At 52.7% G+C, this 24,525-nt stretch carries 20 protein-coding genes; 7 read left to right on the top strand and 13 right to left on the bottom strand.

Features of this window, described 5'->3' with window-relative positions; all coding sequences use genetic code 11:
* Positions 1 to 1,123: 1,123 nt before the first annotated feature.
* The 11 genes from hemL to groL (SH287x_RS01700) form a co-directional block, all read right to left on the bottom strand.
* Positions 1,124 to 2,467 (bottom strand): glutamate-1-semialdehyde 2,1-aminomutase, encoded by a 1,344-nt coding sequence (gene hemL, locus SH287x_RS01750; RefSeq protein ID WP_479516720.1) that lies wholly within the window; start codon positions 2,465 to 2,467, stop codon positions 1,124 to 1,126.
* Between the two features lie 101 nt (positions 2,468 to 2,568).
* Positions 2,569 to 4,557, bottom strand: a complete 1,989-nt coding sequence (locus SH287x_RS01745; protein WP_479516719.1) for a hypothetical protein — start codon at positions 4,555 to 4,557, stop codon at positions 2,569 to 2,571.
* Between the two features lie 185 nt (positions 4,558 to 4,742).
* Positions 4,743 to 7,130, bottom strand: coding sequence for a hypothetical protein (locus tag SH287x_RS01740; protein WP_479516718.1), 2,388 nt, complete (start codon positions 7,128 to 7,130; stop codon positions 4,743 to 4,745).
* A 315-nt stretch (positions 7,131 to 7,445) separates the two neighbouring features.
* Positions 7,446 to 7,655 (bottom strand): hypothetical protein, encoded by a 210-nt coding sequence (locus tag SH287x_RS01735; protein WP_479516717.1) that lies wholly within the window; start codon positions 7,653 to 7,655, stop codon positions 7,446 to 7,448.
* Complete coding sequence (locus tag SH287x_RS01730; RefSeq protein ID WP_479516716.1) at positions 7,636 to 7,956, bottom strand: FmdB family zinc ribbon protein; 321 nt, start codon at positions 7,954 to 7,956, stop codon at positions 7,636 to 7,638. Before SH287x_RS01730 ends, SH287x_RS01735 begins: the two co-directional genes overlap by 20 nt.
* A 76-nt stretch (positions 7,957 to 8,032) precedes the next feature.
* Positions 8,033 to 8,551 (bottom strand): nucleotide exchange factor GrpE, encoded by a 519-nt coding sequence (gene grpE, locus SH287x_RS01725; protein ID WP_479516715.1) that lies wholly within the window; start codon positions 8,549 to 8,551, stop codon positions 8,033 to 8,035.
* 158 nt (positions 8,552 to 8,709) lie between these two features.
* A complete protein-coding gene (gene dnaJ / locus SH287x_RS01720) occupies positions 8,710 to 9,849 on the bottom strand; it encodes a molecular chaperone DnaJ (protein WP_479518754.1) in 1,140 nt (379 codons plus the stop codon).
* A gap of 40 nt (positions 9,850 to 9,889) precedes the next feature.
* On the bottom strand, positions 9,890 to 10,336 hold the full coding sequence (locus SH287x_RS01715; RefSeq protein ID WP_479516714.1) for a hypothetical protein: 447 nt from the start codon (positions 10,334 to 10,336) through the stop codon (positions 9,890 to 9,892).
* Between the two features lie 161 nt (positions 10,337 to 10,497).
* A complete protein-coding gene (gene groL / locus SH287x_RS01710) occupies positions 10,498 to 12,111 on the bottom strand; it encodes a chaperonin GroEL (RefSeq protein WP_479516713.1) in 1,614 nt (537 codons plus the stop codon).
* Between the two features lie 205 nt (positions 12,112 to 12,316).
* The gene (groES, locus tag SH287x_RS01705; protein WP_479516712.1) at positions 12,317 to 12,607 is read right to left on the bottom strand and encodes a co-chaperone GroES; all 291 of its coding nucleotides are present in this window, start codon (positions 12,605 to 12,607) and stop codon (positions 12,317 to 12,319) included.
* A 166-nt stretch (positions 12,608 to 12,773) separates the two neighbouring features.
* Positions 12,774 to 14,471: a chaperonin GroEL gene (groL, locus tag SH287x_RS01700; protein WP_479516711.1), complete on the bottom strand. Its 1,698-nt coding sequence runs from the start codon at positions 14,469 to 14,471 to the stop codon at positions 12,774 to 12,776.
* Between the two features lie 409 nt (positions 14,472 to 14,880).
* Here groL (SH287x_RS01700) and SH287x_RS01695 point away from each other — a divergent pair, with 409 nt between their 5' ends.
* Both SH287x_RS01695 and SH287x_RS01690 read left to right on the top strand, forming a co-directional pair.
* A complete protein-coding gene (locus tag SH287x_RS01695; RefSeq protein ID WP_479516710.1) occupies positions 14,881 to 15,861 on the top strand; it encodes a sugar phosphate isomerase/epimerase family protein in 981 nt (326 codons plus the stop codon).
* 780 nt (positions 15,862 to 16,641) lie between these two features.
* Positions 16,642 to 18,024 carry a hypothetical protein gene (locus SH287x_RS01690; RefSeq protein ID WP_479516709.1) on the top strand — a complete coding sequence of 461 codons (1,383 nt, stop codon included), beginning with the start codon at positions 16,642 to 16,644 and terminating at the stop codon, positions 18,022 to 18,024.
* Between the two features lie 353 nt (positions 18,025 to 18,377).
* Here SH287x_RS01690 and SH287x_RS01685 read toward each other — a convergent pair whose 3' ends face one another.
* On the bottom strand, positions 18,378 to 19,046 hold the full coding sequence (locus SH287x_RS01685; RefSeq protein ID WP_479516708.1) for a Crp/Fnr family transcriptional regulator: 669 nt from the start codon (positions 19,044 to 19,046) through the stop codon (positions 18,378 to 18,380).
* Between the two features lie 264 nt (positions 19,047 to 19,310).
* Here SH287x_RS01685 and SH287x_RS01680 point away from each other — a divergent pair, with 264 nt between their 5' ends.
* The 4 genes from SH287x_RS01680 (at position 19,311) to SH287x_RS01665 (ending at position 22,716) form a co-directional block, all read left to right on the top strand.
* On the top strand, positions 19,311 to 19,910 hold the full coding sequence (locus SH287x_RS01680; protein WP_479516707.1) for a cytochrome P460 family protein: 600 nt from the start codon (positions 19,311 to 19,313) through the stop codon (positions 19,908 to 19,910).
* Positions 19,911 to 20,046: 136 nt separating this feature from the next.
* The gene (locus SH287x_RS01675; protein ID WP_479516706.1) at positions 20,047 to 21,447 is read left to right on the top strand and encodes a beta-propeller fold lactonase family protein; all 1,401 of its coding nucleotides are present in this window, start codon (positions 20,047 to 20,049) and stop codon (positions 21,445 to 21,447) included.
* A gap of 70 nt (positions 21,448 to 21,517) precedes the next feature.
* Positions 21,518 to 22,135 carry a cytochrome P460 family protein gene (locus SH287x_RS01670; protein WP_479516705.1) on the top strand — a complete coding sequence of 206 codons (618 nt, stop codon included), beginning with the start codon at positions 21,518 to 21,520 and terminating at the stop codon, positions 22,133 to 22,135.
* 77 nt (positions 22,136 to 22,212) lie between these two features.
* Complete coding sequence (locus SH287x_RS01665; protein ID WP_479516704.1) at positions 22,213 to 22,716, top strand: YkgB family protein; 504 nt, start codon at positions 22,213 to 22,215, stop codon at positions 22,714 to 22,716.
* Positions 22,717 to 22,971: 255 nt separating this feature from the next.
* Here the strand turns inward: SH287x_RS01665 and SH287x_RS01660 are convergent, their stop codons facing one another.
* A complete protein-coding gene (locus SH287x_RS01660) occupies positions 22,972 to 23,076 on the bottom strand; it encodes a prepilin-type N-terminal cleavage/methylation domain-containing protein (protein ID WP_479516703.1) in 105 nt (34 codons plus the stop codon).
* Positions 23,077 to 23,644: 568 nt separating this feature from the next.
* On the opposite strand from SH287x_RS01660, the gene SH287x_RS01655 reads away from it, so the two are divergent.
* Positions 23,645 to 24,469, top strand: coding sequence for a type II secretion system protein (locus tag SH287x_RS01655; protein WP_479516702.1), 825 nt, complete (start codon positions 23,645 to 23,647; stop codon positions 24,467 to 24,469).
* Positions 24,470 to 24,525 lie beyond the last annotated feature (56 nt).

Raw genomic sequence — 24,525 nt, 5'->3', positions numbered from 1 at the left:
GCCACCGGTTGTACGATAGGAAATACAAAAAATTCGATTTCCGGGGCATCCTTCGGCTTTGATATCACTTTTGATCGTGACATTTCTCAAATCACAACGTTGTTAATGACACATGACTTTTTCGCCTGTGAAGAGATTCTTGTGGTATTTAGACCTCTCATCAGCCTTTTCAGTTCCCTCAAAATGACAGAACAGCCGTCTTGAGTTGATCATTCAAAGAGTGTTTATTTTTCTGCATCGTACAAGGTTTTATATAGCAAGATTGCCGCGCAGCATGGAACGGGCCAAGCGCCCTCAAGCATCAATAGATACGAGCGATTACAAAAAACGCCGACCCGCATCATGAGCAGGCAAGGAAAGATCCAGCACCCTGTTCACTACTGAGTTCAATACCGATTGCTCGTGAACTCTTGCGGCATGAACCCGGCAGCAAGAATCTCAAAGACTAACCAGCAGCAGGTCAACGCTTGCGATATGAGTGGAAAAGAGCGATTCAACCAATGGCGCGGGGATGGCCCGTGGCGCCTTCACGTTTTATCAGGGGATGATCTAAAACTTTGGCAGGAATCTCGCGTGTCATTGATGCCTTGGCTGGCACCATCGTTCAGGCTTTATCGCAGTCATGGCCAACGCAGAAGCTCGAGTCTGTTCTTTTTGAACCAGGCAAACTTACGACGGTTGCCGGCTCAGCAAATTCGATCCAAAGAGACGCCCTGACATTGGGGCAGCAAGTCTCTCCGTCAAATCAGCCGTAAGGATCGCATCGGAATATCGAGCTTCTTTTTTTGAAGCCTTTCCGCAGAATCTCACCAGCACGGTACCCAATCATCATGCCTCCCTGCCAGGAAAAGTCCACAGCAATTCGCAGATGTCGTCATATGAGGCCGATTATGAAGTGTTCTTCCCAATTATCGCTGAGATGCTATCTGCGACAAGCCCAAGTTTTCAAACTGCGATATTTGAAGAGGGATTTTTACGCAAAAAATGACCTCTTGCGGGTCAACACTCCCTGACCTGCCATCAGGCTGCGGGCCGATTTTCATCGCAGAATCACTGAAATTTCAGTGATTCTGGTCAGCGAGCGCGACCTCGGAATCATCGCTGTCTACTGGCTTTTGAGGGCTTATGACTTCATTTGAGCCATCTCGGCCAGCGTGTCTTCTGCGGCTGATAACGTGTCTCGCAAATGCTCCTCCGTATGCACGGCAGAAACAAAGTGCGACTCGAATTGGCTGCAAGCGAGATAAATCCCTCGGTCGAGCATGCCGTGGAAGAAGCGGGCGTAGAGCTTCGTATCGCTATTTTTGGCCACCTTATAGCCGGTTACGGGATCGGGATTAAAGAAGAGCGTGATCATGCTCCCCACATGCGGACAGGTATGAGAAATACGGGCCTTAATGGCCAATTCTCGCAACCCCGCTGCCAATCGCGCCGTATGGCTGGCTAATCGCGGATAAGGATTTTCATCGCGCAGAGTGGTCAGCGTGGCAATGCCGCTGGCCATTGCCACGGGGTTCCCTGAAAGTGTCCCCGCCTGATACACCGGCCCCACCGGGGAGACCTGCTGCATGATGTCGGTTCGTCCGCCATAGGCCCCCACAGGCATGCCACCACCAATGATTTTTCCCAGCGTGGTCATATCGGGAATGATCCCGAACAGCTCCTGGGCACCGCCATAAGACAAGCGAAAACCCGTCATCACTTCATCAAAAATCAGGATCGTACCGTGCTGGGTGCAGAGGTCTCTTAACGTGCTGAGAAACTCACGGGAAGGGATGACAAGCCCCATATTGCCGACCACGGGTTCGAGAATGACGGCGGCATAATGATCGGGTTGGCTATGGAAAGCGGCTCGCAACCCTTCACAGTCATTGTATTCCAGAACAGTCGTTTCACTGGTCACACTGGTCGGGATGCCGGGGCTGGAAGGGACGCCATGCGTTAAAGCACCGCTGCCGGCGGAGACCAGCAGGCTGTCGACATGGCCGTGGTAGCAACCGGCGAATTTGATCAAGCCGTTCCGTTTGGTGTAACCACGCGCCACCCGAATGGCTGACATGGTGGCTTCGGTCCCTGAATTGGTCATCCGCACCATTTCAATCGACGGAACCGCATCGATGATCAGTTTGGCGAGTTCATTTTCGGCTTCGCAGGGAGCACCGAAGCTGGTGCCGCGATCGACAGCCTCATGAATGGCGGCCGTCACGCGCGGATGCCGATGCCCCAGAAGATGTGGCCCCCATGAACCGATGTAGTCCAGGTAACGGTTGCCATCAATATCGTAAAGATAAGCTCCTTCTCCCCGTTCCATGACCACTGGTGTCCCTCCCACGCCACCGAAGGCGCGAGCCGGGCTGTTCACACCACCGGGTATCAACTGACAAGCCGCAGCGAAGACCGCTTCACTTCGTGAGTGCGACAATCGGCGCGGCGATGTTGTGGAGCTTTTCGCAGGATCAATCGACATGGAGAACGCACCCGGGGGATCTACTCAAAGATAACAATCTGTGGCAGCGAAGCCGCATAGCCTGCTGTTCATCAACACTGTACCAGAAGCCTGAGAGAGGCTTAATCTTCCAGTTCTTTGGTGTCGATCCCTTGAAGTCCCTGCTCAATACTCAGGGCAATCCAGCGAATCCAGGCCTGCTCGGCCCGGTAGGTCAGAACAACACCATGATCCAGCGGTCGCAAAGAGGATTGCAGTGCTCCAGCGGCGGGGTCGATGGGCAACAAATGCTCGGGCATGAGCGGCTTCAGAAGTGTCTGCGCCAGATCGGCCAGATTCATGCTGGAAAGATAAAACGGCGTTCTGGTTCGGGCTGCCAGAGGATCCGTCGCTCCATCAACGCGTTCCAGCAAATGAGAAATTCGTTGCCTGGTCGCGTCCAGAGGAAGCGTGGAGTACCACACCAGTTCATCACTGAACCAGACATAAAACGCTTTCAATACGGATTTTGATTCAGAAGCCTTTCCGTCATCCGCTTTCGCTGGTGCCTCACCGGTGTCATCTTTATCGTTCAGTTCCACCTTCGGAAACCCGGGGATATCAGCCAGAGCTTTTGAAAGGTCCTCTTCGTCGACATACATTTCGATTTTGTGAATGGGATAACCGCGATAGGTTTCAACATTGAGCGTGACTCGCTCAATGACTCGCCGATCTTTGACCTGAAGCTCAGACAATTGCTGCAGTAGAGGAGCAATCTCTACGCTGAAATTCTTACGCAAAGGAAACGCCACCAGGCCGATCCCCTCGAACTGAGCTGAGGTCGTGGCTCGTTCACCGCGTTGAGGAATGGCCTCCATTTCAGAGTAAAGTTCAAAAGGCTTGCCGCTAAAGAGGCTTCGCACCAGATCCTGCACAGGCTTCAAGTGCTTCAGAATGCCTTGGCGTTGATCAACATCCTGAACCTGATCTTTGACGCCTTCTTCCATCGCACGCACCAGAATCCCGCCCAGGGGAGACATCGTTTTTCCCAGCCTGATTCCCCAATAAGAAAAAGTGCTGCGGCTGCGATGATCGACGCCATTGATCAATTTTGATAACCGGCCATCTGGCACATGCCAGCTATCAATCATTTTGGCGGCTCCACTATTGGGAGACACCATCCAGGGAATGGAAAGCTCCAGAAGCTCCAATTCGGGATCCAGCCGCAGACCGACGGTCAGGCTCGCTCCATCTGCAAACAGCTTTTCCAAGCCAGCGGCATAGCCATTTAACATCACTCGCAGACCAGACTTGAAAAGCCTGGTCAGTTCAGGATTTCGGGTCTCATCCTCGCTGTCGGCCTTTTCCCCAATCTGCTGGGCCGCTTGTCCCATCCCGGCTCGGATTCCCAATCCCAGAATACTGCGCAAGCCAGGAGGGATTTCAGAGAGCCGGAACGAAATCGAGAGATCAAAGGCTTTGGCGTCATCACGAGAGACATCATCAAAACTGGGCAATGTCTCGTAGGGGCGATCCAGAACCTTCTCATTACAAAGCAGTAAGGAGTCACGGCGCTCAATGGCATGCGTGATTCCGGGAATCAAATCAGGCGAAATTTCCCAGACACCGGGCTTCCCGGGCACCTTTGCGGCTGGTGATGCGTCGGGATTGCTTTTCCCCAGACCTTTAAGAAAGAGCACGGGATCTGTCACGGGAAAAGACAGAACAAACCATGGTTCGTCCTGCAGGGTCTCACCAAGAAACAACATCATGCCAATAGGGCGATTGCGGTCGGCACCATCGGGTTCGCTCCATTCATCCAGCCATTTCTTGAACTTTTCTTCGAGAGCCGCACGGTCATGAAACTTGGTGGAAATGTACTCGGCGGCTTTTTCCAGCCGATCAATGCTGGCCACTTGAATCACACAGAACGGCTGACCAACCGCCACTGGTTGACGGTCTTTTTCCTGAGCCTGGGTTTGATTGCCGGAGAGCAACATCAGCAATGCGGCAATGACACTCCATCGCAAGCCTTGACAGGCGATGGCCTGCCGGCGATTGACGACATGACCTTCAAACTCCGTTGCAAATCGGTGGTTTGATCGAACCGGAAGAAGAGGGAGTGCAGGCATGACGACTTTCCGTGGGCGGTCAAGAGCCGGGTGAAGCAACACTTGAAGGCTCTTATGTCGCAACCTAAGAGCACAGCCAGAGTATCGAACATGCCGGGAATGCGATCAATGCGAAAGTGGGATTGAAACCCACAATCACACAGACTCGTCAGGACGGCATTTTTTGAGAACCTGAGGCTGCAGAGCTAATTGTCCACTGAAGGAGAAACGGCGGGCGCAGGTTCAGCAGGCTTGGGTTCAGCGGAGTTGGTTTCCGCAGGCTGCGGTGCTGTTCCCTTTTCATCCGTTGGGGTGGTTGCCTCTGCTTTGGATTCCGCTGGTTTGCCTTCCACGGCATTCCCTTCGCCGGGCTTCGGGTCAACAGGCTTGGCTTCCTCTGTCTTTGGTTCTGCAGGTTTTGGTTCTGCTGGCTTTGGCTCGGCTGGTTTTGGTTCGGTTGGTTTTGGTTCGGTTGGCTTGGCATCTGTTGCAGGCTGTTCTGCTGTTGGCTTTTTGGTTGCCGAGACCGGGGCGGGTTTGGCTTCGCCGCTGCCTTCCACAGGAATGATGAGCGATTCCAGCACACGACGATTCACATCATCCTGAACCCAGACAACCAGTGACAGCCCCTGCAAATCCATGGGTCGCGAGGAAAACTGAAAACCGCGATTCTGCTCGAACTCAGCCAGACCATCGACCAGGCTCTGCCGGATATCTGCCATCGGTAATGTGGTGGAATACTTGAGCGCATCATTCTTGATTCCGACGCCTTTCGCTCCTCCCAACATGCGGCGAACCACAAAATGCTGCGTTTGCAATCCATTGGGGGCCTGAAGGGACACGGCATTTTCTACGAGAGCAATTCGCAGGCGGAGTGAATCCTGCTCTTTGGGCAGGCTTTCCATCTCTGCCGCGACGCTGACCGAGAGTTCTTCATTTTCGATCTTCGCCTGGGCGGAAAGCTTGACGGTGGCCTGTTCCTTGAGAGCCGTATCAATGACGCCGCGCATCTGGGCGTATGACATCCCGACATGTTGAAGGATCCCACCGACTCCAGGAATCTGCAGTCCATCAACAAACACTGTGGGAGCAGCCTGGGCCTGATAATAGGCGAATCGGTCTTCACCATCCTGATTTGTTAAAGGATCAGGGACGGGGATGTGCATGTGGTAATGAATGACTGCCACCGCAGGAACGGGGTAGGTTTCGCCAATCGCATCGGTGGCCAACTCGGCAGCCAGACAAGGAGGACACCCGATCCCTGTGAAAGATTCCAACAGGGGGACATGGTGACCTGTGGCCAGTGGCACGGGAGGAATCAGCTTGCGGATGTCTTCGTTCAGTTGGTTCAGTTCTTGACTGTAGACTTCTCGCAAATGCGCTTCGAGACCATCGAGAGAACCGTTATGTGATTCTTTCCAAAGCTTGGCCAGCATTTCTCGTGGGCCTGGTTCACCGGCAGGCGTTCCTTCCTGAGATCGCATTCGCAGAACCATGGATTCGATCTGAGGTAATGCCACGATCAATGAGAGATATTTTTTTGCTGCTTCCACGTCTTTTTTGCGTTCGCTATAAGACGCAAGAGCCATCAGGATTTCTGCATTGAAGGGTTCCAGCTTCAGGAAATCCGTCAGTTGGGTGGCAGCTTTTTCGCTCCCCTCCCCCTCTGTTTTGATCGCCTCCAGTGCCAGTAGCAGATCGAGTGCCTTGCGAGCCATCGTCAACTGCTGCTTGAGGGCGGGAGTGTCATTGAGCTTATCGGCTTCCTCAAACTGAGCAATCGCCAACTCAGGAAACATGCGTTGCATGGTTAATTGCATTGCCATGTTCAAACGGGCACGGGCCACTTGTTCTGGCCCCCAATACTCAGCCACCCGCAGATAATCTTTTTCCAGCTCAGCAAATTTTTCTGGCGTCCATTTGACGTCGGTCAAACGGGACATCTGCCCCAGTAAGGCGGCAAAGCCATCCAATGAGGCTGGCAGTTGGGGGTTATTCTTCGAGAGATACCAGACATTCGCCATAGGCTCTTTGGTTTTGACGGCCTGATCAAAAGCATCCACCCCGGGAGAAGGGATCGGATTGGTCAGTTCTTTCACTGAGGCCATATCGACCGGAAAAATTCGTACCGCTTCCAGCCCCACTTCATTGAAGGTGAACGAGCCAAAAATGACGCCCTCTTTCAATGTTCCACGCACCACTCCGATTTGTGGCTGGCCGTTTGGCCCCTGGCTCGACAATTCCAGGGTGATGGTTTTGTCTTCAATGACCGAGGACTTGATCGACAGGTCTTTAAGAATTGACGTGTCTTCGAGAATCGTGACGGGGGGCGTTGCCTTGGGGTCGATGTTCAACAGGGCGACGATGTAATCCTTGCGCTGCTCGGTCAGTACCAGCATCCATTTCCCGTCGAAGGTCGTCACGTTCTCGCGACCGATGAACCCGCCCTCTTTTTTGGCCTCGTCGGGCTTCTGATCCGTTTTGGCGGCGGCAGCGTCATCCTTCTTATCAGAGCACCCCGAAATCAGCACCAGCGGTGAGATCGCCAGTAAGAGGAGTGCCAGGACAGCAGCCAACGGCGAGCGATGATTCATCGACAACATTCTCGGTTTCCCGGAGGGAGAGTGATCAGCAGCGAAACAGAGGAATTCCTGAGCAAACAGAAAACCTGTCACGGGCAAGTTCCCCCCAAGATTTTCAGGGGGATCGACGTCCAGATTCTACAGGGATCCCCCCTTCATCGCACACCTGGACAACGAGAGAACTCATTCATCTTCGATGAATTCTGAATGAACTCGGTGAAGACGCGATCGCTGCTTCCGGTTTTCGAGCGTCAGAATGGGAGAAACGACCGCGACAGAGCACTTTCATAAAGTCAGTACGCTCAAAATGTCGCTTAAGCCGGGCATTTATTCTGAGTTTTCCTGCATCGAAAATACCTTCTCCCACAAGCGGGAGAGCGCCGGGGTGAGGGTCTGATAAATCATCCAGTTGCTATCGGCCATCGACAGCCTCTCATCAAACGCGACATGCCCCTCATCCGGCCTTGCGGCCACCTTCTCCCTCAGGGAGAAGGATAGGAGTGTTTCCAGGCTGTCTTTAGGACTTGCCGCCGCCATCGGATTTGGGGCTGCTGGACTTCGGTGCTTCGGATTTTGTCCCGCCGCTGGACGCACCACCTTCACCACCACCCGTAGAAGCGGGCTTGTCTGCCGATGCTGCTTTTTTATAGCCATCGCTGCGATAGTCGGTCAGATAAAAACCCGAACCCTTGAAAAGCAGGCCGCCACCCGCACTGATGAGTCGCTTGGCCTTCTTCTTGCCGCATTCAGGACATTTTTTTGTCGGTTCCGATTTAATCGATTGGAATTCTTCCCAGCGATGATCACAGGCGTCACAAGCGTATTCGTAAGTCGGCATAATGAATTTCCAGATTTCCGAACGACGTAGCAAGGTATGACCGCGGGTAGAGATAGCGATGGCCCATTGATTGGGATTAGCTGGCTGGGGCCGAGGAAACGATGACCTTTGCGGGACGAATCACGCGGTCGTGGAGTGTGAAGCCGCGTTCGACTTCCTGAACCACGGTCATTGGCGGGTAATCGGCTGTCGGTATTTGCGTGATGGCTTCATGCTTATTGGGATCAAAGGCTTCGCCCACGGTGGCGATTGTGACAGCGCCCATTCCACTGAAGATTGTTTCAAATTGCTGCTGCACCATCTCGACCCCTTTGACCAGGTCTTCGAGCTTGGCAGTAGGAGCTTTTCCCGCCTGAATCGCCCGTTGCAGGTTATCAAAACCCGGCAATACGGCACGCAAGAGGCTGGCGGCTCCGTATTTGCGTTCTTCTTCGGCTTCTTTCTGCACCCGGCGGCGGTAGTTTTCCAGGTCGGCGAGCGAGCGTGCCCACTTGTCTTTGAACTGGTCACGTTCTTCGGTCAGAGTTTGAACGATGTTCACAGTTTCTGAACTCTCGGAGCTGCTATCGGTGTTATCTGGGGCTTCGGTATTCACAGTTGCCGCACCTTAATAATGAATGATGATTCAAGAAAATTCGTGAGTCTGAAGATATTAAGATCCCAGTGAAAACGGGGAGAAATTCAAACTTACGGATGTCGATATTTTAAACAGACCTGCCAAACATGACGCATGGCGAAGCCGGCTTAACGACTTCACGACGAATGGCCGTCGCCGCCTGCGAAGAGATCTTTAATGGTTTCAAAGAACGTCTTGCGGTGAGGCGAGACTTGCTTGCTATCCATTTCAGCTAATTGTCGCAGGAGTTCTTCCTGCTTCTTGGAGATTTTTTTGGGGACTTCCACCTGAACCTCGACCAGCAAGTCTCCACGCTGGCCAGAATGAGGGTCAGGCATCCCATGGCCACGAACTTTAATGACATCACCGGGTTGTGTTCCCGCTGGCACGACAAGGTTGTGTTTACCAGTCAGAATGGGAATTTCCAGTTCTGTTCCCAGGCAAGCCTGAGCATAAGTCACAGGCAGACGGAACCCCAGGTCGCGGCCCATGCGCTCAAAGAGCTTATGTTTTCGGACGACAATATCGACGTATAAATCGCCGGGTGGCCCGCCTCCTTCACCGGGTTCGCCTTCACCACGAATGCACAGTTGCATATCGTTATCGACGCCGGCGGGGACTTTGACTTCCAGTCGCACTTTTGTCGGTGTATAGCGACTTCCCCGGCAGCTTTCACACTTCTGCCGAACAACGCTGCCTTCACCACGGCAGACCGGGCAGGTGGTCTGAATCCGGAAGAATCCCTGAGCCTGCATCACCTGACCACGGCCAGCGCAGTATTCACATTTCTCTGGTGAACTACCGGGAGCCGCGCCACTTCCATGGCATGACTTACAGTTTTCGTGCTTCTCGATTTCTAACTCACGGGCACAACCGACAGCGGCGTCCACCAGATCAATGACCAGTCGAGTCCTGAGATCGGAGCCACGTCGACCACGGCTTGCGCCGGAACGCCGCCTTCCGCCACCGCCGAACATATCTCCGAAGAGATCGCCGAACGCCCCAAAGATGTCATCGACATCCTGGAAGCCCGCACCGCCTCCGGCTCCCTGAACTCCGGCATGACCATAGCGGTCATAGCGGGCGCGCTTGTCGCCATCGTAAAGCACCTCGAACGCTTCAGAGCACTCTTTAAAGGCGTAAATCGCCTCTTCGTTCCCCGGGTTGCGGTCAGGGTGGTGCTTGGCGGCCAGCTTTCGATAAGCCTTTTTCAGCTCATCGGAAGAGGCCGATTTTTCGACACCCAGAATTTCGTAGTAGTCGCGTTTCGAAGTCATCATTTCTTATCAGCTGAAGTCGGCATCAAGGAAAATTGCTCTATAGCTCCGTGGCGTCTTCTTTCTCTTTCAACTCAGTAATTTTCGTACGAATCCTTTCGTCAGCTCTATCATTGGCTTCACTGACTGCTTCAAGGAAAAGGATGGAAACTTCTTTTGAAAGTCCAAGCTGGCAAAAGAGATTAATGCTGCTCTCGCCACATTCGCTATCATTATTGAATTTTTGAGCCACTGGGAGTTTAGATTCCCCCTTGAAAGCAAAGAAAACATTTGATGGAAGATTTCTTGCCTCTTTGATCACACGCACGCCTGAAGAGGTAATAGGTTCAGGGCTATCGTTCACAAACCAAACTTTCAGCGAACCGTCCTTGTGAAGTTCTTCAATTCGTATTCTTCGGTTACCATTATGTTCTTTGAGACGCTCCTGCCATTCGAGCAGCCCATAGCCATGAAGAGCCTGAAGAATTGTAGATTCTAGTGGCCTCATCCCTGATCCCTCTTTTGGTTACTCTTGAAGCGAGTAAAGTCACATCTAATCGGACTGCAAGCCCGGACTCCAGCGAGACCGGGCTTGCCATGTACTGACAGGCATTACACGTGATCGGCCTGGAAGGTCGAGCACGCAAAGACCCGATATCGAACAATCATTTACTTCACGGCGCCTTCAATGGCCTTCTTCTTCTCGCCTGGCTCATTGCCCTTGGTCACAAGAACCTGAGTGGTGAGCATGAGGCCAGCGATGGAGGAAGCGAACCGGAGAGCGCTCTTCACGACCTTGGCAGGATCAACGATCCCGGCCTTGTACATGTCGACATACTCGCCGGTCTGAGCGTTGAAACCGTGATTCTTGGCCAGGCTGCGAACTTCGTCTGCGACCACTGCGCCATCGAGGCCACAGTTAGCAACAATCTGGCGGATCGGAGCTTCGAGAGCCTTGACGACAATCTCGACACCGATCTTTTCGTCGCCCTTGGCCTTCACTTCACCAGCCGCTTCGATGGCTCGCAGGAGAGCAACGCCACCGCCGGGGAGAATGCCTTCTTCCACAGCAGCACGTGTGGCATGCAGGGCATCTTCAAGGCGAGCCTTGGTCTGCTTCATCTCGGCTTCGGTGGTCGCACCGACAGAGATGATGGCCACACCGCCGGTGAGCTTGGCGAGCCGTTCCTGGAACTTCTCGCGGTCGTATTCGCTATCGGTCTGCTCGATCTGCTTACGAATCTGATCGATGCGTGTCTTGATATCGTCCGAGTTGCCGCCTCCGTCGATCAGCGTGGTCTTGTCCTTGTCGACTTCAACCCGCTTGACCTGACCCAGATGGCCGAGTTCAACAGCTTCAAGCTTGATACCGAGGTCTTCGGAAATCAGCGTGCCGCCGGTGAGGGTGGCCATGTCGGCAAGCATTGCCTTACGGCGATCACCAAAGCCAGGAGCCTTGACGGCAGCAATCTGGAGAATGCCACGAAGCTTGTTCACAACCAAGGCTGTGAGAGCTTCGCCATCGACATCTTCGGCGACGACCAGCAAAGGACGGCTGGTCTGTGCCACCTTTTCAAGCAGAGGCACAAATTCACGCAGGCTGGAGATCTTCTTTTCGTAGAACAGCACATAGGCGTTCTCGAGGATGACCTTCATTTCTTCGGCACTGGTGACGAAGTAGGGAGAGATGTAGCCCTTGTCGAACTGCATCCCTTCGGCAAGGTCAAGGGTAATGTTATTCCCTTTGCCTTCTTCGACAGTGATCACACCATCGCGGCCAACCTTTTCCATGGCGTCAGCGATGAGGTCACCGATGGCCTTGTCGTTGTTAGCCGAAATCGAACCGACCTGGGCAATCTCTTCTTTTGAAGCGACTGGCTTGGCGATTTCTTCGAGGAACTTCACTGCTGCGGAAACAGCTTTGTCGATCCCTTTGCGAACAACAGTGGGGTTAGCGCCCAGTGTCAGGCTGCGCAGGCCTTGCGAGTAAATCGCACGAGCCAGCACAGTGGCAGTCGTCGTTCCATCGCCAGCGATATCGCTGGTCTTGGAGGCGACTTCGTTCACCAGCTTGGCGCCCATGTTCTCAAACGGATCGTCGAGTTCGACTTCCTTACTGACCGTCACGCCGTCCTTGGTGACGACTGGATTGCCGAAGCTCTTGTCGATGATCACATTGCGGCCAGTAGGCCCCATGGTGACGGCGACAGCCTGAGCCAGCGTTTCCACGCCACGCTGCAATTTCACACGGGCGAGATCTTCAAACAGCAGTTGCTTGGCCACAGAAGAAATTCCTTATTGATATGCCGCTGTATTGATAAGCCGTCGTGTGGTTGAGCCACGGTGTTTGCTTAAGCCACAATGCAGACGGGCGGCGAACGATCAAGAGAGCAAAACGACAAACAGTCTGAAAACCAATCGCGATAAACCCTGGTAAGCCACAACTGAGTAAGTCAGTCGTGGCACCAGGGATCGTCAGAATTTCTGATTAGCCAGAAATCTTGGCGAGGATATCGGATTCGCGAAGAATCTTGACTTCTTCACCGTCGACTTCGATTTCAGTCCCGCCGTACTTGGCGAACAGGACTTCATCACCCACGACCAGAGAGATCGGGTGACGTTCGCCATTGTCGAGCAAGCGGCCTGGGCCGACAGCGACAACTTTGCCACGCTGTGGCTTTTCCTTCGCAGCATCGGGAAGCACGATACCGCCGGCGGTCTTTTCTTCTGCGGTCAGAGGCTGCACAACAACACGATCATCCAAAGGCTTCAGGGCCATCGAAAAACTCCTCACTTGCAGACTAATTCAGTGTGATATTCAAGACTGTGATATTTAAGAACGACCGGTCTGGAAGCTGCATTCAGGGTTGAAATTGCCAGGCCACCAGCCACCGGGTTGAAAACGATTGATATCAAACGGGAAACAACAGGAGAGCGCCGAACGACTAGAAGCCGCCCATTCCACCCATGCCGCCCATTCCCATCCCACCCATGCCGCCGCCCATTCCGCCCATGCCACCCATATCGTGGTCATGATCATGACCGCCACCCGCTTCAGGAGCCTTTGGCTCTTCCACAATGATGGAGTCTGTTGTCAGCAGGAGGGAGGCCACGCTGGCACCGTTCTGCAGAGCACTGCGAACGACCTTGGCGGGGTCAACAACGCCGAACTCGAACATGTCGCCGTAACGCTCGTTGAGAGCATCGTAGCCGTGCGACTTATCCTTGGACTTGCGGACATGATTCGCCACCACAGCGCCATCAAGGCCAGCATTTTCAGCGATGGTGCGGAGAGGCATTTCGAGCACGCTGCGGATCAGATCCACACCGAGCTTTTCATCACCCTTAACGTCAAGCTTTTCCAGCACGGCATTGCAGCGAACAAGCGCCACGCCACCGCCAGGAACGACGCCTTCTTCAATGGCAGCGCGAGTGGCAGCCAGTGCGTCGTCGATGAGATCCTTACGCTCTTTCATCTCGGTTTCGGTGTGAGCACCAACCCGAATCTGAGCCACGCCGCCGGCGATCTTGGCGAGACGCTCCTGGAGCTTCTCACGATCGTAATCGCTGTCGGTTCGTTCGATTTCTTTGCGAATGAGTTCGGCACGACCTTCAATCGCAGTCTTGCTGCCGGCACCCTGAACAACGGTGGTGTTTTCGCTGTTAACGCGGATCTTCTTGGCAACGCCCAGGTCGCTCAGTTCCACGTTTTCGAGCTTAAGGCCCAGGTCTTTGAAGATGGCCTTGCCACCGGTGAGGATGGCGATGTCTTCAAGCATGGCCTTGCGGCGGTCGCCGTAACCGGGAGCCTTGACGGCACAAACGCGAAGAATACCGCGGAGCTTGTTAACCACCAGAGTGGCCAGTGCTTCACCTTCGATATCTTCAGCGATGATCAGCAGAGGGAGGTTCCCTTTCGAGATCTTCTCGAGCAGAGGAACCAGAGACTTTGCCTGGCTGATTTTTTCTTCGAAAATCAGGATGCGGCAGTTGTCGAGTTCGACAACCTGATCGTCAGCGTTGGTGACGAAGTGCGGCGAGAGATAGCCTCGCTCGAACTGCATCCCTTCGACCAGATCGACTTCGGTTTCAACGCCACGGCCTTCTTCCACCGTGATCACGCCATCCTTGCCGACCTTGAGCAGAGCGTCGGCGAGAATCTTGCCAACTTCTTTATCGTTGTTACCAGCGATGGCGGCAACCGTTTCAATCCCTTTGCGGTCGTCAGCTTTAACGGGCTTGGCAACTCGTTTCAGCTCGGCACCCACAGCATCAACGGCCTTCTGAATACCGCGACTCATGGCCACGGGATCTGCCCCAGAGGCCAGATAACGCAGGCCATTACGGAAAATCGCTTCCGCGAGAACAGTTGCGGTGGTCGTTCCATCACCAGCGGTGTCGCCGGTCTTGGAGGCGGCTTCTTTCACCAGTTGCACGCCCATGTTCTCGAACTTGTCGTCGAGATCAATGTCTTGTGCAACGGTCACACCGTCCTTTGTTACCTTCGGTGAACCCCAACCCTTGTCGAGAACGGCATTGCGTCCACGTGGGCCAAGAGTGCTCTTGACCGCGCGGGCCAGCTTGGAGACACCCTCCAGGAGACTCTTTCTCGCTTCTTCATCGAAACTGATCAGCTTGGCCACAGTCACTCCTCAATCAGCAAGTGCGTCTAATGTCGGTCTGGGTCGTCCAATCTGGCGAGGCTCCCCAGTATCACTGGAAACCCTCAACACCTGACTGAACCGACCTCTTTGTGCGATTTTGCCTGCGTCACGTCTCTTCTGCCATGACGAACCTGGCTAAACCTCGACGTGTCATCCCCAATCAGCATATCCTGTGCCTGCCGGGGTCATGTTTTATAAGTTGTTTATCTGTATAATGTTGTGGAATACTCTTTTTTGTCTGCCATCGTAGAGGCTGCCAACTTGGCAGGATTCTTGCTCTTTGTAGTCAAGGATCTGGCAGAATCGTGATGGCATCTGCCAACTTTGTTTTCATAATGTCCAGATCTCCGCGCCCTTTCACAACCTTGCCTGAATTTGAACCAAGAACATGCTCAACCGCCGCGAGTGGATGCAGTCGACCGTCAGAGCTAGTGCAGACGCCGCGACTGCTGTCATGATTCATGGCTTCCTGACGAATCAACAGACGCTCATGGCTCAGGAGCGAAGGGAAGCGTATCCCCCGCCGCGGCTGCAAACCGGCTTCAGCTTATATGGCATCACTGATGCTCCGATGGCGCAGACTTTGTCACGAATTGCCGAAGCGGGTTTTGGCGGCGTGGAAATTCCGCTCATGCCTCGTGGTTTCTTTGATCCTGTGCGTTTTTCGGCCGCTGACCGCAGTTTGCTGCGATCACAATTGGCGGCAGAAGCTCTCGATCTTCAAGCCGTCATGGAAGATCTGCCGACACTCGACCAGCGGCTGACTGCTCAGGACGAAGCCAGTCGTCTGCGTCAGGCGATCCAGTTTTCTCGAGATATCTCCCCAGAAACGCGTCCTTTAGTCGAGACGGTGCTCGGGGGGAAAACCAGCGATTGGCCAGGAATCCGGGCTTATGCGCTGGATCAAATGGGCCGCTGGGAACGATTGGCTCGGGCGGAAGATGCTGTCATTGCCATCAAGCCGCATATTGGGCAGGCGTTGCAACATCCTGACGATATTGCGTTCGTCATGCAGCAGGTTGACAGCCCCTATCTGCGTTTAGCGTTTGATTACAGTCACCTGGAACGCCAGCGAATCAGCATTGATATTGCTGTTAAAACGCTGGCGAGATGGTCGGCCTTTGTCCATTTGAAGGACAACATTCAAACAGAAAAAGGCTGGCAATTCACCTTGCCTGGGCAGGGGATGACGGACTATCTGCAATTGCTGCCTGCGTTGAAACTCGCGGGATACCGTGGCCCGGCTTGTGCGCAAGTCTCCAGCCAGGTCTTCTCCAAACCCGGCTTCAACAGCAAAGAAGCCATCACCACCAGTTGGAAACTCCTCCGCCCCGCCTTTGAAAAAGCGGGGATCGTTGCGGTGGGGTGAGTGAAGGTGAGCAGAAAGCACTGGGGGCTGTTATTGGTTAATAGAAAAGCATACGGTGACTCAAATTGAAGGACGTTGCCTGGCCTGTGAGTAAAGGCCAGGTCGACTGAGTCCAGTTAAACTGGTTTACCCTGTGAAGGGAACGACTCGCGTCAGAACCGGAAGAGTTACCTTAAATCGTTGACGACCACTCAAGAAAAAAGGCGAGTGATGCTGGATACTGTGAAAAAAAACGTCGACTGCGAAAATCCACTGCAATGTTCGCATTGGCAGTCTTAGCGTTCGGACTCTCGCCAGTTTGGATGGAGATCGTCGATTATAGAATGTATCAGCACTTGAGAGTTCAACCGCAGATGTACAGTGATCATCAAATTAGAGAAACAATTGGAACCGCCCCGATTCGGTACGGCATAGCAATCGGGGTGTTACTGGCGTCAATCTTCTCTGCCACCGGGCTTATCATTCGCGACTACGAGCGAGAATCGCTGGCGAACACATTAGACTGATCGCAGGGTGGCCCTGGTTGAAATTCTGATTTCTACTGGAGTGGCGAAGACACAGGAGGGTGTGTATTGCCCCACCTCACTGAGTTTCACTTGAGATCCCTAATGATTCGCAATAGTGATTTTCTGGCAACAAACGTCCTCAGCCTATAGCAAACAGGGGCGTATTACGCTGTGACGAAAAAGCTTCCTGTTCTGACGAACCCAGACGTCCAAAGCGACGTCTGGGCCACCCCGCCTTAATACTAATCGAGCAACTTCATTAAAGACTAGAAATATGATTAAAGATTCTGTTGAGCCGGCTTGCATGCTGGCTGTTCGGCTTTTTTTTGTTTTTGTGTTCTGTCTAGCCGTTGACTGCCGGCTAGCCAGTTCAGCCGAACAAGTGAAAGAGGCCTTGGGGGAACAGGTAAAGTCCGTGAGCGTATTAGAAGATCAACCTCTAATACCTGAATTAGATTGGCTTGAGGCCGACACTGTGTATAAATGGAAGATTGTGTCCATGTTAATAGGTCACATGAAATCCAATTACGAGAATATTCGCACGTGGCGAGGAGCATATCTGGTTCGTTCAATTGAGCCGCAACGTGAAGCATTCTTAAGTTCGGCATTTGCTGAACGCAGTACTAGACGAGATTTTTCCGACGTAGCGCTTGAGCGTGAATTTCGGATCGAATTTGCATTCGAAGCCAAATCACGCAAGATATTTCGTTCAAAGGTTTCGGAACTAATGTATTGGCGAGACAGAAAGACGAATGAGCAATTTAATTTTCAGAATACCGCTCCAGCCGACGAGAGATCTGTTGTTGATGGCGAGCAATATATACATTTCGACCCTCTGGTCAAATGGCCAGAATTTAATTATTTACTTGACAATCCTGATGCAATGCAGAAGCGTGCTGCCTTTGTAACCACTTCGGAATCAGCGGCCAGAAAGCATTATGGTGACTTGTTGGACCCCATTGTGTTTTTTGGAAACGACCAAGAGTCACGTCTATGGGAGACTATGTCATTTTGTTTGGACGCTCACGAAGGAAAGATGGGAAAAGAGCGGAAGGAGAAGGTGGAGGATCTAGTTAAATGCTATTACGGCGAAGGGCAACACGGGAAGTTTTATAGATTCGACTTCAATGTCATACCATCCAAGAATGATTTGCGTGGGGCAGCTCTCTATTCCAGTTGGATTTTTTCTGCCAACCAGGGATTACAACCTATTTCCTTTTTCATGCGTCGTGGAGATGAAAAAACTGATATTCGCCAGATGAAATGGCTTTGGAAACTCGTCAATGATGTATATGTCCCTAGTGTTGTTCTAGAAATCTTTTCCGATAACTCGCCTCAGGGGATGAACTTGTGGAGGGAGTGTGAACTTGAGGACAGCAGTGTTAACGAGCCCCTAGATCCAGATCAATTCACACTGCGGGGGTTAGGGTTGAAAGATGGCGAGTTGGTCGTGGACGAGGTTAAACGCACTGTTGGCGTGCTGCGTGATGGAAAAGTGATGGCGATCGGTAAGTTTGGAGATAAGTATACGCCCCCCCAAAAGCCAGTTAATTATTTTACAGGGCGATACAACTTTCTAGGCGTAAACATTTTAATCGTTACTGTTCTCGTAGTTATACTTTCCCGCGCCCGAAAGCGATCCAGCACCAAAACCTAATATTTTCGCATAAACAGCCACATCACCTTCGCGAATGTGGGCCGAGTTTATTCGGCCCTGCATTTATGAATTTAGTTTTTTGTCTGCCTCTTAGTCATGTCCGTCGCTGACGCTTCCGGCTCGTAACGCAGGGTGGCACGCCACAAGAGGATCTGTATCGCCCTGTCTCAGTGAGTTTCACTTGGGATCCCTGATGATTCACTTGAGTGGTTTTCTGGCAATAAACCTCCTCTGCCTCCAGCACACAGGTAGCTCGAAGACGACCAACCTGTGCCACTCAGCGAAGACGAGCAAACTGTGCTACTCTGCGATATGGGCGATAGGCCAATCACCTTTAGTACCACCCTACAGCATCAATGTTCGGCAGCGCTTAAGCTCAGTAGGCGATCCAGGCTCAGCAGGCACAGGTGAGACCGCGTGTAGTCGATGATTCCCTCGTGTTTGAGATCTGCTAACACTTCGGAGACAGCGGGCCGGGTGGCCACGACCAACTCGGAGAACTCCTCGTGCGTCAGCCGTATGTCGACGAGATGGCCATGTCCACAACGTCCACCCGAAAAGCAGAGCAGATCGTAGAGCGCCGTGGCGATACGAGTACGTAACGGAGAGATCAACTGCCACTGCAGGCGTCGATCAAGAGCCTGCAATTGCGACGAGAATGTCTGCAGCATCAAGGCTTCAAATGCGGGCGACGCGGCTGCTTCGTTCTCTAAATCCTGTCGCGTGACCTGGATGATGCACGACATCCCGCTGCCGATGGCCTGTTCATTCGGCAGGAAGAAGCCTGGCGTGAAGGGTAAATCACCAAACATCGCCCCTTTTCCAAGGATCTGTCGTGTCAGCGATTTTCCGCTGGAATCGACATAGACCAGTCGGACGTAACCCCGCTTGATAATAAATGTTGTTCCGGCCGTTCGACGAATAGAGATGATCGCCTTGGACTTTATATCACGTGTGATCGCCGAGTTGAGTTTTCCGCAGGCAGTCACGAATGGTGTGGAGAGTTCTGAATATATCTGCATGATGTCGTCCAGAGTACCAAGTCTCTTCTGGAAGTGGTGCTGCGCAGGCATACGCAACCGGTTCCGATTTCAAAACCGGGAGAATATCCGCCTCGGCTACACGCCGGGATGCAGGATATTCGATGAAAACCGAAAGCGTTGTCATCTGCATGACAGAAACGTTTCAGAATCGCCATTAAATTTATGCCGACCAGCTGGAACGTCCGGTTGGGCCAAGTCCGCTGACGCTCACCGGCATTCTCATTTCCAAGAGCGAGGAATTCAATGAACATTTCAATTCTGATGGGATTCTCCTGTGCGGCTGGTATCTCTGTGATGGGTGTATGGCTTGCGGCAACTCCTGCGGCGTTGTCGCAAGAGAAGAGAGAAGCGAAGTCCTGGGTTGAATTCACGGTCGATGGAAAAGCGAAGCAGCCGGTGGGATATCGGAAGTGGGTATTTATTGGTTCACCTGTTACGCCAAATGATATGAATGACGGTGAAGCTCCTTTTCCGGAATTCCATAACACGTATATGGATCCGGAAGGCTTTGCTCATGTCGAGAAAACAGGCGAGTACCGTGACGGAACCGTGCTCGTTAAAGAGCTTTTGGCTGTCGGTTCAAAGGAGCAGTCTAGCGGAAAAGGCTACTTCCAGGGCGAGTTCAGTGGTCTCGAAATCTCTGTGAAAGATAGTAAGCGGTTTCCAAACGAGCCGGGCAACTGGGCCTATTTTTCTTTCGGACACAAGTACCCGCTAAAGGCTGAAGCAGCCAAGAACGGAGTCGCTTCCTGCAATAGCTGTCACGAAAAAAATGCCACGAATTTCGTCTTCTCCGAGGTCTTTCCAGTGCTCAAGGACACGCTGCAGAAAGCGAAGAAGTAACGAGATCACAAGGCAGAATGCCATAAGTTGCTCCTTCTCGATGATGTTCTGGTCAGTCAGCGTTGATCGGCGGATCATCAGAATCATCCTGCTCGCAAACACGTATCTATCGCGACCAAATCAGGAGTCACTTTACATGGCAATACCGACACCGTCTCAGTCCCTGTTTCGACTCGCCTTCTGTGCTTTATCGATATCAGTGAACCTTGTTGCTTCTTTGCACGCCGAAGATGGTCGCTATCTTTACATTCAGGCGAACGACATTCGCGAAGGGCAAAATGCGGTGCTGGGCTACGTTCGGCACGGCAACGGAACGCTATCACCGCTGCCAGGAAATCCGTACTACACGGCTGGAACTGGCATAAACAACGATACGCATGGGAAGCTGGGGCCTCATGACAACGATACACCGCTGGTTGTCAGCCAGAATGGTAAGTATCTTTTTACAGTGAACACGCACAGCAACACGATTGCCGCGTTTACGGTTCACGATGACGGTTCATTGAAACATGTCAAAGGATCGCCATTTTCGTCACACGGGGTTGCTCCAAACAGCTTGTCTGTTAGTGGCAATGTGTTGCTGGTCTCCAACCGTAATGAAGACTATCACCAGATCGAAGAACTTCGTGGTAAGGCGAAAGCCAGCTATGTATCGTTCGTGATCGAGCAAGACGGATCGCTACGGAAGGTATCGAAGATTGAAGTTGAAGGGTCACAGAAGCCGACTCAGATCCATATCTCGCAGACTGAACCCGCCATCGCGTTCGGTTGCGACTTTCAGGTCGATGTCGACTTCGATGGCGATAAAAAGCGTTCGTTCCTCGCAGGACTCAAGCCGAGCGTACAAGGGCAGTTGCATGTGTTTAAGGTTGGTGACAGGAGTCTCCTGATGGAGAAGGTTCGCCTGCAACTCCCGGAAACCAACGTCAGTTACAAATATAAAGGGATGGATGGCGTCCCCTCAATGCCTCTCGGAATCTGGACACACCCCAGGCAACCGTTGCTCTATGTGGGCTTCGTTACCAGGAACGAAGTCGGTGTCTACCGTTTCACCCCGGAGGGTGAAATGCACTTCAAGGGTTCTGTGCCCAATAGCGGTCAAGATATCTGCTGGGTGCTGCCCAACAGGGAAGGAACTCGCCTGTATACCATCAATAATCTGCCTCGGCCAGACCTCGGGCAAAAAGCCGCGACGGTGACAACGTACGATATCTCTGGAGAACACGCGGAGAAGCCGGTGGAGATGGCAGTGCTTGAGCTTCCAATGTCCGGTGAGTCATTCAGGAACAACCGCGACTTTGAGCAGCCGGGAAGTACGGCGTTTCAGTGCCACTTGAACCCGGAAGAAACGATCCTGTATGTCATGTGTCAGCGTATCAACCAGACTGACGAGAACAAGAATGAGGAAGGAAATATCCTGCGCAGCTTGATGATCGAACAGAGTGGAATTCCTTCGATCAGTCATTCGCGACATCTGGGGCCGGACGGAATCTCTTTCCGATCGCGTCCTCAGGGCATTGCGACTGTAAATAAGTAATATTTCTAGATCGCATGTTTATGCCTCAAGTCTTAATTTATTAAATATCACCTATTTCAGGAGTATTCCTGTGAGTGAATCCAGCTATCGTGAATCGTGTCTTACAAAATATTGGCTTGTTCAAGTCTGCCTGGTTGCTAGCGCACTCATTGCTGTCTCAGGGACTTGGGCCATCCGGGAAATCTCTGCTCAGCAGTCCAAGCCCAAAGTGTTCTCGAAATACGTCGATGCGTCGGGGGGGATCTCGTTGCCTGACGACTTCGAGTCGACATTCATTCACATAGGGACAGTGGCTGTCGCTCCAAAACCGGAACAGCCCGTCAACGAATTGCATGGCACATACACCCGCGCCGAGGATCTGGCCGCATTTCTGAAAGATGGCAAGTTCCCTGATGGCGCGGTCTTAGTCAAAGAAGTTCGATCGACCAGCAACTCGAAGCTGACGACAGGAGAGGCGGCTTACGGTGCGGACATCAAAGTCTGGTTCGTGATGATCAAGGATTCCAAGGGGCGGTTTCCGGAAAACGAACTCTGGGGCGACGGATGGGGATGGGGCTTATTTGAAGGAGAAGATCGAACCAAGCAGGTGGCCGTTGATTACAGCACGGAGTGCCGATCATGCCACGTTCCCGCGAAGAAGCAAGACTGGATCTACACCCAGTGTTATCCGGCATTGAACGCTCATTGAAATCGCAACTTCAGCCTCTGCTATTACTCAAGGAAAGTCTGATGCCTATTCCCACGAGATCAACGGAGTCACATTCAATGACAAATCACCCGACATTGGTGGCTGCTACTTGGGAGGAACGCCTCGTGCCCTGGCTGCAATCAGCGGGTATTCATCTGAGCCGCTACGGATTGGTGATCGTTTTCCTTTGGATTGGCGGGATGAAGTTTACGAACTACGAAGCCGAAGGGATTCGACCGTTTGTCGAGAACAGCCCGCTCATGAGTTGGCTCTATCTTATCTTCAGCGTCAGTCAGTTCTCGGCAATACTAGGCGTGGCTGAGATCCTCGTCGGCCTGCTTATCGCCACTCGGTACTTCTGGCCGAAATTGTCTGCTTTGGGAAGTCTGGTCGCGGCTAGCATGTTTGTCGGCACACTGACCTTCATCATCACCACACCAGGATGGGAGCCATCACTGGGGTTTCCGGCCTTGTCCGTTCCGGGGCAGTTTCTTTTGAAAGATGCTGTCTTGCTCGGAGCATCGGTGTGGACGGCAGCGGAAGCATGGCAGGCGGCGATCTGTCGAGTAAAAGCCGTCTGACCATCGAGGTATCAACCGGGGCCGTTCTGGTCACGACAATCAGCGTCTGCACATCATCGAAGTTGCAGGGTGCCTCGGGTTAAAATTCTGATTATTCCCGGGGTGGTGAAGCCACAGGAGGGTGTGTATCGCCCCGCCCCGCTGAGTTTCACTTGAGGTCCCTGATGATTCGCAAGAGTGGCTTTCTGGCTATAAACGTCCTCTGCCGACGGCACACAGGTAGGTCGCAGGCGATCTACCTGTGCTACCCAGCTGCTAAACCGCAGGCAGCAGCAGTGCAATCAGCACGGCGATAATCGCAATGACGACGAGAAGCTCAATCAGCGTGAAGCCGTGAACGGGGCCTTGGCGTTTCTTCATCACGACTCTTCCAAACCTGATCTTGAAGTATCCGGCATTTCGTTATGTCACGGAACGACTTCAGTACCTTACACGCACATGCAATTGATTTGCAAGTGCTTTTCTGAGTTTGTGAGGTGGTGATGAATAGAGAGGCCTTTTACGGCGTGGTGGAGGAAGGCTACCGGGAGGTTTCTTATGGGTGTTTCTAGTTGAAACTCCGCTTTCGACAGGGAGTCTGCGGCACGGAGACTCGCGGGAGATCAGTTTCTGATGTGGAAATAGGTTTCCAGAGGAGTGATCGACTTCATCATTCTGGTGAAGACTACATGTTTCCACTAATTAAAATCAGTGGGAAGCCGTTTTTGCCGTATAGGAAATGACATGGGTAGAAACGAGATGCGTGAATATTTGATCACACTCTCAGCTTGTTTTTTCTTAAGTTTACCTTCAGGTTCAGCTGTTTTGAGTTGTGATTCAAAGCGCTGGCAACCAAAATGTTGGCAAGTTGAGACTGCGACTCAAGTTCACCAGCTAGCCAGCCACGCCACCGAGCACGTCAACCATTTAATCCTTGTGGGCATGTGATATGACTTTCCCCGGTTTAAAAAAATCTTCCTCCGGCGATGCACTCACCATTCCTGTTAACCCAGTGTTACGTCGAGCGTTCACACTGATTGAGCTGCTCGTCGTGATCGCGATCATCGCGATTCTTGTCTCGCTGCTTTTGCCTGCTGTGCAGCAGGCTCGCGATGCCGCTCGCTCGACGCAGTCGAAGAACAATCTGCGTCAGTTTGCGCTGGCACTGCACAACTATGCCGAAGTCCACTCGGGGATCATGCCCTTCCACACCGGCGAAGGCGATTTGTCGGACAAGTCGATGTCAGCGATGTATGCCCTTCTACCTTACTGCGAGAACAACGAGGCGATTTTCCGTTCGCCTGGGGATGCGGGTGCCCGGGAAGACTCCACTCCATTCTGGGTGCAATTCGGAACGAGTTACAAGTTAGAGGGACGGGCCTTAAGTGAACGACCGTTGCCGGCCCGCTCCGTTCTCGAATGGGACAAAAATAGGCTGGAGTGGGTGACAAAGAACAAGGGTGCAAAGGCCGGATACATCCGGACTCTCAACCAGCACCTTTCCGCCGTAGATGGCAAGAAGGTGGCGGAAGGTAAGAATCTCAAGCCCGAGGATCAGGTCGGTATGTCGCAGATTCAGTTGGCTCGTGACCTGTTTGAGCCATGGAAGATTGAGACCAAATCGCATCCACTGCGAGGCCTCTACACCGGGATCCCCTACCACCAGACGCATATCAACGTAGTTTTCGTGGATGGACACTGCGAATCGTTCGGCAGCAAGGTTCACTGGGAACTCGCCCGTGGGAAGACTCCTGGCGGTGGCGATGACGATTAACTTCCCGTTGCCGGTTCGCTTCTCCACGAGTGCTCTTTGTCAGTAAATTCTGATTC

This window comes from Planctopirus sp. SH287, assembly GCF_056500625.1.
Note: the sequence above shows the minus strand (reverse complement) of the source record. Positions and strands in the feature narration are given on the sequence as shown.

What these genes read in the sequence shown, in the direction of transcription:
- groES (WP_479516712.1), bottom strand. Translation starts at nt 12,607, where the DNA reads ATGGCCCTGAAGCCTTTGGATGATCGTGTTGTTGTGCAGCCTCTGACC.
- SH287x_RS01690 (WP_479516709.1), top strand. Translation starts at nt 16,642, where the DNA reads ATGATTAAAGATTCTGTTGAGCCGGCTTGCATGCTGGCTGTTCGGCTT.
- SH287x_RS01675 (WP_479516706.1), top strand. Translation starts at nt 20,047, where the DNA reads ATGGCAATACCGACACCGTCTCAGTCCCTGTTTCGACTCGCCTTCTGT.
- SH287x_RS01745 (WP_479516719.1), bottom strand. Translation starts at nt 4,557, where the DNA reads ATGCCTGCACTCCCTCTTCTTCCGGTTCGATCAAACCACCGATTTGCA.
- SH287x_RS01740 (WP_479516718.1), bottom strand. Translation starts at nt 7,130, where the DNA reads ATGAATCATCGCTCGCCGTTGGCTGCTGTCCTGGCACTCCTCTTACTG.
- SH287x_RS01695 (WP_479516710.1), top strand. Translation starts at nt 14,881, where the DNA reads ATGCTCAACCGCCGCGAGTGGATGCAGTCGACCGTCAGAGCTAGTGCA.
- SH287x_RS01735 (WP_479516717.1), bottom strand. Translation starts at nt 7,655, where the DNA reads ATGGCGGCGGCAAGTCCTAAAGACAGCCTGGAAACACTCCTATCCTTC.
- SH287x_RS01685 (WP_479516708.1), bottom strand. Translation starts at nt 19,046, where the DNA reads ATGCAGATATATTCAGAACTCTCCACACCATTCGTGACTGCCTGCGGA.
- SH287x_RS01730 (WP_479516716.1), bottom strand. Translation starts at nt 7,956, where the DNA reads ATGCCGACTTACGAATACGCTTGTGACGCCTGTGATCATCGCTGGGAA.
- SH287x_RS01660 (WP_479516703.1), bottom strand. Translation starts at nt 23,076, where the DNA reads ATGAAGAAACGCCAAGGCCCCGTTCACGGCTTCACGCTGATTGAGCTT.
- dnaJ (WP_479518754.1), bottom strand. Translation starts at nt 9,849, where the DNA reads ATGACTTCGAAACGCGACTACTACGAAATTCTGGGTGTCGAAAAATCG.
- hemL (WP_479516720.1), bottom strand. Translation starts at nt 2,467, where the DNA reads ATGTCGATTGATCCTGCGAAAAGCTCCACAACATCGCCGCGCCGATTG.
- SH287x_RS01680 (WP_479516707.1), top strand. Translation starts at nt 19,311, where the DNA reads ATGAACATTTCAATTCTGATGGGATTCTCCTGTGCGGCTGGTATCTCT.
- SH287x_RS01655 (WP_479516702.1), top strand. Translation starts at nt 23,645, where the DNA reads ATGACTTTCCCCGGTTTAAAAAAATCTTCCTCCGGCGATGCACTCACC.
- SH287x_RS01665 (WP_479516704.1), top strand. Translation starts at nt 22,213, where the DNA reads ATGACAAATCACCCGACATTGGTGGCTGCTACTTGGGAGGAACGCCTC.
- SH287x_RS01715 (WP_479516714.1), bottom strand. Translation starts at nt 10,336, where the DNA reads ATGAGGCCACTAGAATCTACAATTCTTCAGGCTCTTCATGGCTATGGG.